The 15134-nt window shown below is 65.2% G+C and carries 11 protein-coding genes and 1 pseudogene; 7 read left to right on the forward strand and 5 right to left on the reverse strand.

Features of this window, described 5'->3' with window-relative positions:
* Positions 1 to 546: 546 nt before the first annotated feature.
* Positions 547 to 1479 carry a ParA family protein gene (locus DQP57_RS17655; RefSeq protein ID WP_036473497.1) on the forward strand — a complete coding sequence of 311 codons (933 nt, stop codon included), beginning with the start codon at positions 547 to 549 and terminating at the stop codon, positions 1477 to 1479.
* A 945-nt stretch (positions 1480 to 2424) separates the two neighbouring features.
* Here DQP57_RS17655 and DQP57_RS17665 read toward each other — a convergent pair.
* Positions 2425 to 3009, reverse strand: coding sequence for a hypothetical protein (locus tag DQP57_RS17665; RefSeq protein WP_112634088.1), 585 nt, complete (start codon positions 3007 to 3009; stop codon positions 2425 to 2427).
* Between the two features lie 287 nt (positions 3010 to 3296).
* Here DQP57_RS17665 and DQP57_RS17670 point away from each other — a divergent pair, with 287 nt between their 5' ends.
* Positions 3297 to 3656 (forward strand): hypothetical protein, encoded by a 360-nt coding sequence (locus tag DQP57_RS17670; protein ID WP_051641682.1) that lies wholly within the window; start codon positions 3297 to 3299, stop codon positions 3654 to 3656.
* 736 nt (positions 3657 to 4392) lie between these two features.
* On the opposite strand, the gene DQP57_RS17675 is transcribed toward DQP57_RS17670, so the two are convergent.
* Positions 4393 to 5558, reverse strand: a protein-coding gene (locus tag DQP57_RS17675; protein ID WP_112634089.1) for an IS3 family transposase whose coding sequence is annotated in 2 segments (ribosomal slippage) — positions 4393 to 5271 and positions 5274 to 5558 — 1164 coding nt in all. Because the reading frame shifts where the segments join, the coding sequence is not laid out codon by codon here.
* A 162-nt stretch (positions 5559 to 5720) separates the two neighbouring features.
* On the opposite strand from DQP57_RS17675, the gene DQP57_RS17680 reads away from it, so the two are divergent.
* The 4 genes from DQP57_RS17680 (at position 5721) to DQP57_RS17695 (ending at position 10712) form a co-directional block, all read left to right on the forward strand.
* A complete protein-coding gene (locus DQP57_RS17680; protein WP_036473501.1) occupies positions 5721 to 6113 on the forward strand; it encodes a hypothetical protein in 393 nt (130 codons plus the stop codon).
* Complete coding sequence (locus DQP57_RS17685) at positions 6110 to 9316, forward strand: hypothetical protein (protein ID WP_064893132.1); 3207 nt, start codon at positions 6110 to 6112, stop codon at positions 9314 to 9316. The genes DQP57_RS17680 and DQP57_RS17685 overlap by 4 nt, the downstream gene beginning before the upstream one ends.
* A 233-nt stretch (positions 9317 to 9549) precedes the next feature.
* On the forward strand, positions 9550 to 10035 hold the full coding sequence (locus tag DQP57_RS17690) for a terminal protein (protein ID WP_231119562.1): 486 nt from the start codon (positions 9550 to 9552) through the stop codon (positions 10033 to 10035).
* 65 nt (positions 10036 to 10100) lie between these two features.
* Positions 10101 to 10712 carry a hypothetical protein gene (locus tag DQP57_RS17695; protein ID WP_231119563.1) on the forward strand — a complete coding sequence of 204 codons (612 nt, stop codon included), beginning with the start codon at positions 10101 to 10103 and terminating at the stop codon, positions 10710 to 10712.
* A 420-nt stretch (positions 10713 to 11132) separates the two neighbouring features.
* Here DQP57_RS17695 and DQP57_RS26665 read toward each other — a convergent pair whose 3' ends face one another.
* Positions 11133 to 11588, reverse strand: coding sequence for a hypothetical protein (locus DQP57_RS26665; RefSeq protein ID WP_133259260.1), 456 nt, complete (start codon positions 11586 to 11588; stop codon positions 11133 to 11135).
* Positions 11589 to 11749: 161 nt separating this feature from the next.
* On the opposite strand from DQP57_RS26665, the gene DQP57_RS26895 reads away from it, so the two are divergent.
* Positions 11750 to 11890, forward strand: coding sequence for a hypothetical protein (locus DQP57_RS26895; RefSeq protein ID WP_156035685.1), 141 nt, complete (start codon positions 11750 to 11752; stop codon positions 11888 to 11890).
* A 1131-nt stretch (positions 11891 to 13021) separates the two neighbouring features.
* Here DQP57_RS26895 and DQP57_RS17700 read toward each other — a convergent pair.
* Together DQP57_RS17700 and DQP57_RS17705 are read right to left on the reverse strand one after the other, a co-directional pair.
* Complete coding sequence (locus DQP57_RS17700; RefSeq protein ID WP_064893138.1) at positions 13022 to 13492, reverse strand: DIP1984 family protein; 471 nt, start codon at positions 13490 to 13492, stop codon at positions 13022 to 13024.
* A gap of 45 nt (positions 13493 to 13537) precedes the next feature.
* A pseudogene (locus tag DQP57_RS17705) lies at positions 13538 to 15098 on the reverse strand (hypothetical protein).
* Positions 15099 to 15134 lie beyond the last annotated feature (36 nt).

A 15134-nucleotide genomic window follows, 5' to 3' on the forward strand; every position in this document is an offset into this window, starting at 1 on the left:
CGCTCCACGACCAGGCTCCCCCACTGCCGCACCCATATAGCCCGTGTGACCTGCGATATCCGGGCGATGACCGTATAACGAGACGTGTGACTCGCGGGTATCGCACCGGATGACATGAGGGTCATCAACGGGTGACTGCCCGCCCTATGTGCGAATCTGCGTACGTGGCAGTGACGCCTGTGGTGCCGGGTCTAGCGCCGCATCGTTGTCGGCTGACCGACGCGTTGCCACACGCACGGACAACGCACGTATGCCCGTGTGGCGCAACGTCCAACGCCTCAGCCAACTACCCGTACGGCCCACCGCGTGGACACACGGCGGTCGCAACGCTCTAGCGACCACCCGTGCACCCACAACATGTCCCGGACGCGCAGACGTACGAATTGACGGCAGCACAGTGCCGCGACCACACGGGCCGATCGCCGCCCGGGCCCACGGGCGAAGGACCGTCGGTCGCAACGTCCAAATAGTGGGCTAGGTAACGGTTCGACTTCACGTCCGTGCGCCTACATGACATCTCGCGGGTGGGTACGTACGTTGCGACGCATGACAATGACTGGGCCCGATGCGCGGGCCATCCTCGTAGCGAATCAGAAAGGCGGAGTTGGAAAGTCAACGACCGTCGCCGCAGTGGCGGAAATGATCGCCGCCGCGGGAAAAAGGGGCCGTCGCGTGCTCGTGGTCGACGGCGACCCACAGGCCAACGTCACCGTCGAAGATCTCGGCGTCGACGGAGACCGCGGACAATCACTGGCCCAGACCCTGCAATTCGGTGCGCCCCTTGTCCCGGTGCGCAACGTACGGGCCAACCTCGACGTAGTCGCCGGCGGTCCACAACTTGCCGTCGTCGGCGCCGGCGCTCACCTGATGGCCGAGAACGGCATTGACATGGCCGCCAACCTGGAAAACCAGCTCGCCAAACTATGCGAAGACGAAGGCTATGACCTGGTCCTCATCGACTCAGGTCCAGGTGACGTACCGCTGCTCGATACCTATCTCACCGTCGCCAACTATCTGTTGATCCCCACCCGCGACGACCAAGCCAGCCTGGGCGGTGTCGAACGGTTGGCGCGACGCTTCTGGCGAGCACGCAAACTCGGTGCCTCCATCCAACTTCTCGGTGTGCTGCTGTTCGATGTCAACCCACGAGCGAAAAAGCGCAACCAGGACGTGTTCGATCAAGTCAGCGAAATGCTCGAAGGCAGCGGGACAACGCCGTTCGACATCACGATCCGCTCCGCACCCGCGGCCGCCGTCGACATGCGAACGCTCCACAAAACCGCCGGCGAACTCGTTGCGCTAGCCAACGACGACCGCCGAGCTCGACTGTCGAAGCTGCGCGACAACCAAAGTCCCGAGCGCGCCATGTGGACGAGTGACCCCACCGGCCTTGCCGCCGACTACCAAGAGCTCGTCCGCCAAATCGTCACACGGCTCGGCCGATACGAATCAGTGACGGCGGGGGAGCGGGTCGGATGAGCCCTTCACGCACCCGCGGCAAGCCGCTGTTCGACCCCGAGGCGCTCAATCAGGACCTGGACGAACTGTGGCCGGCCCGTCCACGCGCCGCTGCCGCGCCGACTCCACCGCCGGTTTCGCCACAACCGGCAGACACCGCTGTCAGTGCGGAACCGGCCCACTCTGACCCGCGGCTGGCAAGTGCCTCGGTTATCGAACCGGTACTCGCAAGCGCCCCCGCGACTGAATCGGCCAGCGCAACCACGCCAGCAACGACCAGCCCGGAACAGCCCACAAAACCGCGACAGACAACTACCGGACGGCCGAGCACAAGAACCCGTCCACCCGAGGTCTTGCTGTCAGCGGAAGTCTACGACGAGCTCTACCGAACCCAGATCGCCGAAAAGAAGGTACGCCGTGGACTCGCCCGAACGATGGGCGCCATCGTCTTGGACGCCATCGAAACCCACGCGACGAAACTGGCGACAACCTGGACTACCCAGCGATACGCCGTAGGGGAGGGCCAACTATTCGAACGCCCGTCCTCGCACGCAGTCCCGCGGCGGCGTCGCCACGCAACCGCTCCACGCACCGTCGTTCTGTCAGGAGTGACAGCCGCGAACGGTCAACGGCTTGACAACCTCGTCGAGGCCTGGGCCGCCGGCACGCGAAGCGCGCTCGTGGAACAAGCACTCAGATACGAATTTGGGCTCATCCCGGACTGATTCGCGCGGATTCGCCTGGCTGCGCGTCGCAGCGGGAACATATTGCTGATCGCGTCCTGATAAGTCACAGCCGTCCGTCGCGAGGAGCGGGAGCAGCTGTTGACCCGCGAAAGTCCGCTACGGTCAAGTACTTTGCGCGAGGGTGACTGTGATTATCCAGCGTGGCGTTAGTCCCGCGGGATCTGTTCACGTCCAGTCGGTTCGGGGAAATCTGGCGCTATTCACCGATTCCCATCGGCGGTCAGATCGCGTTGCGCCCGGGTGGAGTGGCGTCCTCTGTGGGGCCGACGCGCCGCACGCGGGTCCTCAGATCGGGGTCGCTCAAGAAGCCGTCGATGAGCGGAACCGGCCCGCCGACACAGGTCCAGTCGTCGTCCCACAGCGTGGACACCAGCCAGGACCGATCCACCGGGAACATCAGGTCCGGCAGGCGAGTTGACCGCGACGACCATAAGTCGTCGGACCGCCAGCAGGCGGCCTGTTCTGGTCCGGCCTGTACGAGTACATAAGGCCAGTTCGCATACAAGGTCACTCTTGGCGCGTCAGGGAAAACGACGTCCGCGGACCCAGTGTCGAGGTAACCAATCCACCACTGTTGATCCGGCGACTGTCTAGTGAGTAGTGCGACGATAGCCCGGTCGTGGCTCTGCTTTTCAGCTTGGGGCTTTGGCAGTAAGACGGTGGCGTAGTCATCGAATATCGGCGGGATCGCCGACGTGATTCTGACGCCGATCGAGGTAGCCGTGGTGATCCATGCGGCATCCGCGTGCGTACCAATCGGCCAACTCTTGCCGTCTCGGATGACCGGACTCACCGCGTCGACCAACGCCGATAGTGTGTGTGCACCAAAGCATTATCTGTCGGGACAGTGGAGGTTTGCACCCGAGCCGGCTGCGGGACTGATCTGATCGGTCGGTTTCGGGGGGAGATGTCACTCGGAGCACCGATAGTTAAGAGCAGAACCGAGAGGATCCGCAATTGGCCAATGAACAGTCCGCTGAGCCCACATCAGGACGCCATGCATGTTTCGACGCCGGTGTGCGCGCGCCCTACCGCGGGCTCGTGTGCGACCGACGTCACGGGCACTGATCCGGCGAACCGAGGAGCCCCCAAATGGTCGCCACGACCATCACGTTCAGCACCTCCCGCGGGGTCGTCTCGTGGAGTGCGCTCGAGCGGCGCGCAGTTGGGCCGCCCGGCGGGATTGCTGGCGGCTTACTTGGTGGTGAACCAGCCTTGGTCGCTATTGTGCGTGAGATCCTTGCCGGCAGCTTGCCGAAAACAGTGCGCGTGGCAGAGCCCAACCTCGACTATATGTTCACCAGGAACCGCGACACCGCCGCCGACGTGGCCGCCGCGATGCTCGTGGCCGGCAACGGTAGAGGACGGCTCTCCGATACAGGGTGGGAGGTACTGGACGCCGCGATGGAAAGCGACCGCGCTGACGAGGATTTCCGTGGTCTGACGACCTAATTGTCGAACCGGGGATTGATCAGCGACGGGGGAGGGGCATCGCCGGACCTACATGGCGGATAGATCGCGGGTGTGCGGGCTGTGGCGCGTTCTACGCATCATCATCGTGTGCGGCATGACGGCCATCGAAATTGGTGAAGGCGCACTGCGGGCCAGGGGTCGGCATGTAGACCGTGGCCGCGCATTGGCGGCAGTGAAAGCTGCGATGAACGGATCCGCAGGAACATTGTTGGCTGCCGACCAGAACGCGTCCGCCACCTCGCAGCCTGTGGCCGTTGGGGCACAGCGGTGGGGGCGGCGGTTCTTCCCAACCTCGGCGAGTACGGCGCAGACCACCCACGAAGGTCCATGGTATGCCTAGTTTCCCGCCGGAGGTGGTGCGACAAGGACTGCTCGCCGCGCTGACTAACGCGGCCGGGCCAATGACGACCGCTGAACTAAGGCGCGGTCTTTCAACTAGTTTCGGCGCGGACGTGGTTCACGAACGCATCTATCACAACTTGGAGATCCTCGAGAAACGCGGCGAGGTAATCCGCGCAGGCACGGTGGGTCGCCACACGACGTGGCGGCTCAGTATGGCGAACACAGTGATCGCACGTGGACTGACTAGCTGAAAGCGTTGAGTGTGACAAATAAGCAGTTTTGCGTCGTGCCTTTATGCAGGCCAGACCTGGACCAGGTCATAAGGGGCACAAGAAGCACTTGGGTCTGCTGCACGGATAGGTGACAGTTTCCTTCACGCGGCCTGGCTGGCCGGTGCGGTCATGATTGCTTCGAATTCGACAGGGGTCAACCGTCCAAGGGCACTCTGGCGTCGGCGGCGGTGGTAGGTGCGTTCGATCCAGGTGACAACGGCGATGCGCAGTTGCTCGCGGGTGTGCCAGCGGCGGCGGTCCAAGACGTTGTTCTGCAGCAGGGCAAAGAAGCTCTCCATGGCGGCGTTGTCGCCGGCGGCACCGACGCGGCCCATGGACCCGACCATGTCGTGGCGACCCAGTGCGTGGACGAATTTCCGGCTTCGAAATTGACTGCCCCTGTCGGTGTGAAGAATGCAGCCGGCGACGTCACCGCGGCGAGCGACAGCGCTGGCCAACGCCGTGGTGGCGAGGCGGGATTTCATCCTGGAGTCGATCGAGTAGCCGACGATGCGGTTGGAGAACACGTCCTTGATCGCACACAGGTAGAGCTTGCCTTCGGCGGTGCGGTGCTCGGTGATATCGGCCAGCCACAACTGATTTGGGGCATCCGCGGTGAAGTCGCGGCCGACCAGATCATCGTGGACCGGCGGCCCGGGCTTGCCGTTCTTGCCCCGCTTGCGCTTGCCGAACGCACTCCACCAGCCGTTGTCGGCGCAGATCCGCCACGCGGTGCGCTCGGCCATGGCTTGGCCGGCGTCTCGGGCCTCTTCGACCAGGAAACGGTAGCCGAACTCCGGATCATCACGGTGGGCGTCGAACAACGCGTTGGCCCGATGAGCCTCAAGGTATTCGGCGTCGGTGACAGGGGTGGCCAGCCACCGGTAGTAGGGCTGGCGGGCGAGCTTGAGGACCCGACACGTCACCGCCACGTGAATCCCGTTGGCGGCGAGCTCCTTCACGAGCGGGTAAAACCTTTTCCCGGCAGATTCGACTGCGACAAATACGCCGCAGCCCGGCGCAGCACCTCGTTCTCCTGCTCGAGCAGCTTGATCCGTCGGCGGGCCTCCCGCAGCTCCGCGGACTCACTCGTTGCGGTGCCAGGCCGCGAACCGTCATCGACCGCGGCTTGGCGCAGCCACTTCGACAACGTGATCGGATGCACCCCGAAATCGGCGGCGATCTGCTCGAGCGTCACGCCTTCATCGCGGTTACGGGCGACCCGCACAACATCGTCACGAAACTCCTTGGGATACGGCCGTGCCATGGTGACATCCTTCCAGCCCGCCCACGCTGGGCAAGCCATCTCAGTTGTCACCTATTCGTGCAGCAGACCCCTTGTAGACAAGCACAACGAATGCTTGTTGGTGTCACAGTTCGTGGATAGCATCACACCCGTGCTGAACGTAGCTGCAGAACGCAGGCGGCCATGACGACGACGGATCCTAGCGTCGCGTCGATTCAGGCTGCCGCGCAACGGGAATCGGCAAGCTTTGCCTCGAAGATGGCTGATTCATCTCTGGCGGCCGCAGTGGATGTCTGGCTGCGGCGCGTGGCCCGTCGCAAAGCTACACCTGCGCAACGTGCTCGACTGGTTAAAGCTGTGGAACGAGCTAGTGCCGCTGAAACCAAAGCGGTGCAGCTGACGCGCGCCGCGCTCTTACGCGCCGCCGGCCTCGATGAGCGACCCGCCGCCGCGGCGGCGATCGCGGCCGGTGCGACCTACACCGAAGTCGGTGCCGTACTCGGGATGACCCAGCAGGGGGCCAGCGCGCGCATCCGTCCGTACCTGGCCGCCCGCACGCCTGAAGGCCGCCTATGACGGACGCAAACACAGCGTCGCTAGTCGTTGAGCGTCACGTCGTGATTGTCACCGGCGCGGGTGCGTTCACGGTCGGCGGTGATGTCCTTACCGGGCCGGTGGACTCCGTCGACAAGCTTGAGAAGCTAATCGAGTGGGCGCACGGCAGTCGTGGCCTACTGCAGCCGATACCTGCCGGGGATGCCGATGCGGACCCTGCCCGGATATGGGTGGTAGGTGCGGGGTGTCGCCAGTTGATTACTCCCGACGCCGGCGCGGGGGATTCCGGACTGGTCGAGCAGCTGGGGCGGTCGTTGGCGCCGCTGGTGGGGCGCGGTTGGGAGCTGCGGCACGGAAAGGGACGTGCGGTCGTTCTGGCTCGGGGAGTTGGCGCGCAACGTGTTTCGGTCGAGATCGTGGCCGAGCTGCATCCCTGGTTAGTCGGTGAGCGCGACGATCTTGTCGAGGACGCGGCTGAATTGGGGCGCCGCCTGCACCGGTGGTCGGTCGTGCTGGGAGCGCTGCCCGCAGGCAGCGGAGCGGCCTCGGCGGCGGTGATCAATGACCGCATCATGCGGGCCCGCGCCGGGCGGCGGGGGGCCGTCGTGTCCGGGCCCGGGGTGCTGCCGGCGCACGTTATGGCCGAGATCCGCGTTCAGCCACCTTGGTGTGCGCCTGCTACGGAGGTCGAAGAGGAATTCGAGCACAGCGACCAGCTGGTGTGGCTGGCCCAGGAATGCCCTGAGCTGGCGGCCGCGGGAACACTGACGTTCGGATACGGCCAACCGCAGGTGCTGGACGCCACAACAGCAGCTGCAGCCAGCACCGGCCAGAAGCGGCCATTCGGACTGTGGAGGGTCACGCTCCCGCCGGCTGGTGACTTGCGGTTGCCTCAGATGCTGCCGCCGCCTCACCCACAGATGCGCCTTGATACGCCAACCCTGGCCTGGGTGACCACCGAGGATCTTGACGGGCTGGCCAAAGACGTCCGCGACGGCGGCGCCGGCCTGCCCGCAGCTCGGCTCGGCATCGAGCAGGCGATCGTGTGGCCCCAGCAGACCCGCCTCTTGGAAGCCTGGTCGACGCGGCTGCGCGAAGCCCGGGAAGAGTTCGCCAACGATGCGCCACTACGTGCGCTCGTCGATTCGGCTGCCGCGGAATATCTGCAGGCGCTGGCCGACCCCGAACCGTGGGCTGATCCAGCGTGGCGACAGCACTTCCAGCCAGCCTGGGCCGCGGCGATCGCCGCGCGTGTGCGATTCCGTGGCCGGCGGGCAGCGATGCGGATCTCGCGCGAATACCGGCTGTGGCCGGTGTATGCGCGCGATACCGCGATGATCTATGCGACTGGCCTCGACGAAGCGACGGGTGAGCCAGTTGATCTGTCCGACACCCATTCCCGACTGGGACGCATGACGGTGACCCACCAAGCGGCGGTGACTGACGAGCTCATCCTCGAGGTCCTGACCGCTGAGAACACCGCCGAGGTCGCCGTTGCGCTGAGCGCTGCACTCGAGGGACCCGGCCAACGAACGCCCATCGCCGTCGCGCCCAAGCTGGAAGCCAGCAATCCAAGAGGTGTGGAGAGCCCGGCATCGGAAACCGCTGCTGTGGATGCTGACCAGGGGCCCCTCAACGGGGCGTCGGTACCGGCTAAGGGATCGGCAGCCAAGGACGATGTGACACCGTCGCCGACGACGGCCGGGACCCAATCTGGCCGCGCCTCGAACAGGGCCGTATCTGGCGGCGCACCGGCCGCGGTGTTGCACACCGATGGGCTCTGGCTGGCCGATGGCACCCGGGTCGAACTGGGCCCACCGATCGTGCACGTGGGTCAGGTCGCCGAGCTTGCCTATACGCACCATCTCGGGTACCGCCTCACCGCGAAATACAATGAGCCAGGACAAATTTGGATCACCGAAGCGGCGTGCCAGGAATTCGGTATCGACGTCGCTGCCATCAGTCGCCGCGATCGCGCCAAGTCGCTGCGCCAACTCACCGAAAACATCGACTTCGTCACCGGCGCGGTCAACGAAGGATGGAGCCTGGGCGGGGCGGGGGAGGACCCTAACGCTCACCGGCTGGGCACCTGGACCCGCGTCTATCGAGACGACAAGCGCGGTGTGATGATCGCGCTCATCCCCGGCATGGGTACCGGCGCGGATGAGATGCCGATCTTGTCCGATGAACCGGCGCCAGCTCAGATCGCCAAGCGGCTGCAGCTATTGGCTGACGCGTTGCGGTTCCCGTGGAAAATCAACGCCGGTGTTACCGCGGTGGACTTGATGTTGCAGACCAGAACCAAGACGTGGTCCCCACAGGAGTGGCGCGACGTCGTCTTCGCGCCGTCGACAACCGCGCCGCCATTCGGTATCGGAGATGTGGAATCGGACTTCGATTGGTCACGCCGACCCACCAGCGACGAACGCCAACGCCGCTACATCCACGCCTATGACCGTGGCGGCTCCTATGTGGCCGGCATCGCCGGTCTGGAGTTGCCCATCGGCGACCCAGTCCACCACCCCGATGGGGCACCATTTAACGCCAAGACACCGGGCTACTGGCTAGTCGACATCCCCGAAACCCCCGACTGGCGGCTGCCCTTTGTCCTCAACCCGAGAGGACTGCAGTTCACCGGCCCCAAGTGGGTATGCACCCCGACGTTGGAGCGCGCTATCGAGCTCGGCTACCAACCACAAATCCTGCAAGCATGGCTGTGGTCGCGCCACGGCCGAGTGCTACTGGGCTGGTACGAACGGTTCCGCGACGCCAGTGCGATGCTGGACCTCGACGATCCCGACGCTCAAGCCGCGCGTGATCAAGCCAAAATCATCCGCACCCACGGGATCGGCATCATCGGCTCCGATGAGCACCTCAAAGGCAAACCCGCCTACAGCCCCGAACGGCGGCTGCACGTACTCGCCAAAGCAAAGGCCAACATCGTCTACCGGCTACACCAAATCGGTGAGAAGACGGGGCAGTGGCCCTTGGCGGTGGCCACCGACACGGTCCTCTACGCCTCCGATGACCCGGATCCGGTGACAGCCTGGCCTGGTGGGCCAGAGTCGTTTGGCCGCGGCTTCGGGCAGTACAAGCCGGAAGGCTCTGGGCTGCTCGACGAGCACCTCGAGCACCTCAACGGACGTGACTACCGCGGCAAACGAGACTTGATCCCCGCCCGTGAGTGGCGCGCCAATCTGTGCACTGACGCTGAGGGCTGCTGATGGCGCGCCGAGGCAGACGACGCAGCCGAATCAGTGCCAGCGATCTGGCGGGGTACGGCTCGGTCGCTAACGGAACGGTCGACGTCGACCGCGCCGCACGGGGCTTGGGTGCATCCAAACGCGATGTCCGCCAAGCGATCCGGCAAGCACAAGCAGCGCAAAGCAACACGTTCTTGCGGCGGATCTCAGGCCGGCGTGAGGCCGACTCCGCAGAGGGCAGCAGCATGCGAGGCATGTTGCAGGCAGTGTTCGGCCGGGGCCCGCGTGGTGGGGCAGTCAACGCCAGAGCCGCCGCGCAATCACTCGGAGTTTCCCAGGGCACCGTACGGCGCTGGGCCGCTGGCACCCAACAACCGTCGAAGGGCCGACTGGCGTCGATCCGGGCAGCGGCGCGGCGCGTCACGACGACCAAACGGGGTCGACGGGGGGCCACGGCGGACTTCCGCAGCAGCTCACAAGGCAGGCAGGCGCTTCGCACTGGCAGCAAAATCTGGGTCAGCGGTGAGCAAGGCGTGGGCGGCTACGACCAGGGGTATGCGCGCGATCGCCGCGTGGCCAACGACATCAGTCCCGAGGAGATCGAGGCCCTGTTGCGGGCTTATGAGGACGGCGGCGATGAGGGCCTTCGAAAGTGGATGAAAGAGTTCTTCGACGACAAGTACGTCGCTGGCTGGGACTTCGTAACTATAGACGATTTCGGTATCGGTACCCCCGAATGAGCCTGCAAGCCAAAGCAATACGGCCCAACGCTGGGCCCCGGTGGAGCCGCAAAAGACTCATCGACATGCTGCTCGACTGTTACGGCGCCACCCCCCGGAACACCGTCGACGCGGCGGCGGTCGCCGCGTATGCCGGTGTCACACCCTCCACCGTTCGCCGCTGGATCTCCAAGCGGCACCCGCCATCTCGGCGCATGGCCATCCCGAAACATCGGATCGCCCAACTGCAACGCGGTCCCGCCGATGTCGAGCGGCGCAACGACCAGCAGTATCGATACGCGCTCAATGCGCTCGCATCGATCGAGGACGAGAGCGCAATCCTGCCGGCCTGGCGCGAACAAGGCTGGCTCGACCCGCACACCGTGGCCATCATCGCCATTCACGCCAAGCCCTGGCTGCAAGTCGCCGTCACCAACGCCAGCACACGGGCATTAGGGGAACTGCGACGCCGGGGAACGCTAGTGGCCAGCCGGACGGTGCCGACACGATTCCACGCCCAAGTCCTGGCCCACGCCGTGATGGTCCGTCAACAAGCATGGCGAGTCCACCCCGCACCGCGCTATCTTGCTGCCGGCCGTACACAAGCCTGGATGGCAGACGCGCCCCCGATCGACCTCGCCACGCTGGCTGCTGACCTGGGAATAGTGCACCCGGCCTCCGACCAGAGCGCCGGTTAGGCTTAGCAAGTGGTCCTGTTCAGGCGCTTCGCCGCGCGGACTCGAATCAAACGCGCCTCCGCCGAAGCCTTGAGTCAGCCGCTCTTTGGCATGCGGCGCCAGAGCTCGATCGACTCATCGGCGATCGACTTGCCATCAGGGACGGCGCCCCCCGTCGCAGCGAACCAGGCCGGGGCCCCCGCGCCGCGCTCAACGGCGGTGGCGGTGGCCGCTGAGCCAGTCAGTGAACGCCAGCATCACGCCGGTGCTGTCGTCACGCTCGAGGCATACGGGCTGGCAGATCCCTATCGACCTGAGGCCTATGCGCAGTGGCTTCCTGACTGCCCGAACTGGCGTTTGACCCGCCGTGCGTACAGGCGACAACGACGCCGTCGACGACGAGTGGGCGCGGCCTGAACCAGTGTCTTGCTCGCCGGAAGGTCAGCGCGAAGCGGACTGCGTAGCTTTGGGCGCCAACGTGGGCAACGTGATTGTTGTCAAAGGATTCTGAGTGGGCGTGGTGGGGCTGTGGTGGCTTTCTTTGCTGGTTGCTATGGCCACAATCAGTGCGACAATCAGTGGAATCATAATGAGCGGCAGCCACATCCACCATTTGGTGTATGCCGGACGGGTGGGTGGAGGCGCCCATACATGGATGTGGCGGCCGCCCGCTTGGTAAGTCGCCCACCATAGCGCGTAGTCGTGCGCTTGACCGGCTTGGCGGCGCAGCACTGTGCGGGCGCGCGCGTTTCGCGCCAACGAGATCGGATTCCACACCAGCGAGCCCATGCTCCACCAACCGGCCAGCATGCAGTGCTGTTGAGCAGCATCGATCGCGGCCTCGCACTGCGCATAGCTACCGGTGGTGATGCACGGCTGATTCAGCCACAACATCACAGCGCCAGTGTGTTTGAACGTGCGCACCTGAAACGTCGGCTCCACTGGCGGCGGTGGATATGCCGCCGGAGCCGAGCTTGAGGGCGCTGGATAACCCGGCGACGCTGGCGGCAGATAACCGGGTCTCGCGCCCCCGGCGCTAGGAGGATAACCGCCCGGTAGTGGCTGCGGGTTCGGCTGCGACACCCTTCGACCTCGATCTCTCAAGACGCGTGAATCTTGCAGCAATCAAAGTAGCCGAGTTTCATGACGACACGAAGCTCTTGGTGGTGCTGGTGCCGTCGCTGTGGTTGCTGGTGTAGCGCGTGCTGGCGGTATCGACTGCGCAGGTGCTGGACCACGTTGTTGGCGTAGGTCAGACTGTCGCCCGTGGGCAGCGGGATGCATCCGGCCGCACCGGTGGATTCGCGGGTGACGCCGTCGGATCCCACGCGCTGCGCGCTGAGGAATTTTTTCGCGTGTGGTCTTCGAAAAGCCACTTGGGCTCGTGGTCGTGATCCGCATGGTTGGCTCCCTGAGCGGGCAAGCGTCTCAGGGTTCGACCCGATCTGGATGATGCATGACCCTTCCGACCCAACAGCTGTGCGATAGGCTCGGCTCGTCGGTCAAACTCCCTGCCCGGAAAGAGCTTTCGATGCGCATTGCCAGCGGGCCACGGTGGGGGTGGGCCGCATTCGCCGCGGTCTGCTTGACCGCATGTTCGTCCCAGCCTTCGTCGTCGGCGCCGACCCTGGCGCCATCCACCAAGGAGCCCATACCAGCGCTGAACGGAAGCTACACGTTCACCACTGACGGCGCGCGACTCACCGTTGACGGTCAGCCACGCGCGGGAGGCGTCGTGTCCAAGACGGTCTGGGAGATCAATGCATGCGGGCCTGGTTGCGCTCATGTGCAGTCCTCACTGGGCTGGACGGCTGAGTTACACCTTGTCGAACACACATGGCAGGCAACGCGGAAACTGCCCGCCGACTGCGCCGCGGAGCCCTCCATCATCAGCTACTCGCTTGACGCCCAAACATTGACGGGGACCGCCACCAACTCCTTACCGTGCGCGCAGCCTCCGGGTGTCGCCGTGGTCCCAGCAACCCTCACTAAGAACTGAGGCCACGGCAGGCCCAATCCTGTTCGCGGGCACGACATGCCACGAGCGGCTGGCGTGTTCTGCGCCTCGACGAGAGTGTTTCGCGAGACACTGGTGGCGGCCTACCGCGAGGTGTATGCCCCATGCCCACCCTCATCGTCCCGGATCTGCACGTGGTGATGTGCTGTGTGCCGTGCCCTGTCACCTGTGCGCGATGCTGGGCTGCGATGTGAAAAGGGGAAATCGAATCCCCCGCACTGCCCTTCGTGCGCCAGCAGAGACCGGGCTTGGCCCGCCGGTCAAGGCTTGTGCACGCCTCCGCGACAACTACCTGCTACACCTCGGGGTCCTGTCACTCCTGTAGGTCGACCTCCCAGTTCGATCGTTGAATCCGCACGTCGAGCTCACGAAGCTCGCGGGCAACCTGATCGGCCCGGGCCCGCAAATCAGCGACCGCCACCGCAGACAGCATCTTGAGCTCTGAGCGCAATTGCCGCGTGTAGCCCTGCTGATTCTTCCCGGCGGCCGCGTCCGCTGCGCTGGTCAGAACATGGTGACGCCACCGCAGCGCGTCCCGGCGGCCCAACGCGTCGGTCAGCGTGCCGTCCGAGCTGATCGTCGTGGCGGCGTTCGTACGGTTGATCCGCTGGATGAGGATTTGGAACTCGTCGATGACGCCGTCGACTTCGGCGAGCAGGGCCGCAGCATCCTCGGCTGGTTCTTCGCCCTCCTGGTAGCGGGCGTTGCTCACGATGCGCGTGCGCAACTGTTCGATCTTGCGGACCGCATCCGCCCGCAGCGACAACGCCTCTGCCAATTTCACAGCTACTCCTTCACAGCTTGCCCAACCATGATGGTCCAGCACCGGTTAGCCGGCAACGCCTTTTCGGCTTCGCGCGGTGCCCTCAACCGCATTGGTCGATTCGAGATCCCGCCGCGCGGTCAGGTAGCTCTTCGACAAGGCGAGCGCCACGCTAGCCGCGGCGACGAGAACGTAGACCGGCAGCAGGTGCATGAAATCGGTGTAGCCGATGGCGAAGTGGACGATAAGGACCGGCGCGGTCGCGCACGCACATCCCAACAGCAGAGTCCACCACACCGCGCGCTGGCCCCGACGCCAACCCCACATGCTGATCAACAGGACCGCCAGCCCCGCCCCGATCAGGGCGCCGCCGAAGCCCGCCCGATCATGGGCGATGAACGGCAGCAGATGCGCGTCAGCCGCCTGCAGATGATGGGCGCAGGTGCCCATGAAGCCGAGGTCGGTGGGCACAAACACCGAGGTGAATCCGACGACGGAGATGACCACGCCGGCCACCGTTAGGCCTGCGCCGACGCCGACCATCAACAGCTGCCCGAATAGCGCCCGGCGGCGCTGCGCCTCAGGCCCTTCGACCACCGGCGCCCAATGCGCCCCGGTCGCCCGCCGGCACACCGCCATCACCAGCGTCGGGAACAACACGACGACGACCACCGTGTGCAACGGTTCCACGAACCCGCCGGTGCCAAGGAAATAGAAGTAGCTGCCGAAGACAACCACACCCGAAATCAGCAGAACACGACGCGCCCACCGGTAGCCTTGGCGCATCGCCGCAGCCACGCCGAGATAGAGGATCCCGATGCCGATCATGTTGCCGGCCATCGTGATTCGATCATGCTGCCAAAAAGCCGACCAGATGTGGGTTGAGCCGATGCAGATCGGCCACCGTTGCACCCAGATAGGCGCGGTCATAGCCCAGTAGCACCGGGCCCAACGCGATCACGCCCGCACCCAAGCCGGCCACGATCAACCCCAGCCCGGTCAGCGAGGCCCAGAACCAATCGGGCCAGCGGCGCGGACCCGCGGCGAGGCTGCAGCGCGACGACGGCACCGGCGAGGTGGGGGTAGCCGCTTCAATTACCCGGTTGAACCAGCCCGGCCCCGCCTCGAGTAGCACTGAGGGCCGGGCCAGCACCGTCGTCGACGCATCGGTGAGCGCAGACACCGCCGGCGCCAAATCCGCGCCGCTCAACCGCACAACGGGGCCGTCCGGATCGCCGACGCTGACGGCGTCGACGTCGCCGGCGATCGCTGCACATGTTTGCGCGTTGTCGGCCACCACGGTGACCCGGCACCGGCGGCCGGCCGCCGCGCGACGCGCGGTCGCGACATCATCGACACCGACCGGGTTGATCTCGATTACCGAGGCGCCTTGCACAGGAAGAACCGCGATGGCCTCCCACGCGATCCGGGGTGGGACCGAGGCGCCGAACCGGCCGGCCCACTGCGCCGGCACAGCCGGGTGATCGAACACCAGAGGAATCCAGCGTCGCCCGCCGGTGTAGCGAATCAATGCAGCGAGCAACCGCAGTGCCCAAACCTGGCTGAGGCGCTCACCGAGCAACAACGCCGCAGGCCGACGAAGCGGCACATAAGTCCAATCCGGCACAGCCCGGATTCTGACACGCCTCGGTGTCATTGGCGC

The sequence above is a fragment of the Mycobacterium colombiense genome (assembly GCF_003284935.1).
GTDB classification, from domain to species: Bacteria; Actinomycetota; Actinomycetes; order Mycobacteriales; family Mycobacteriaceae; genus Mycobacterium; species Mycobacterium arosiense_A.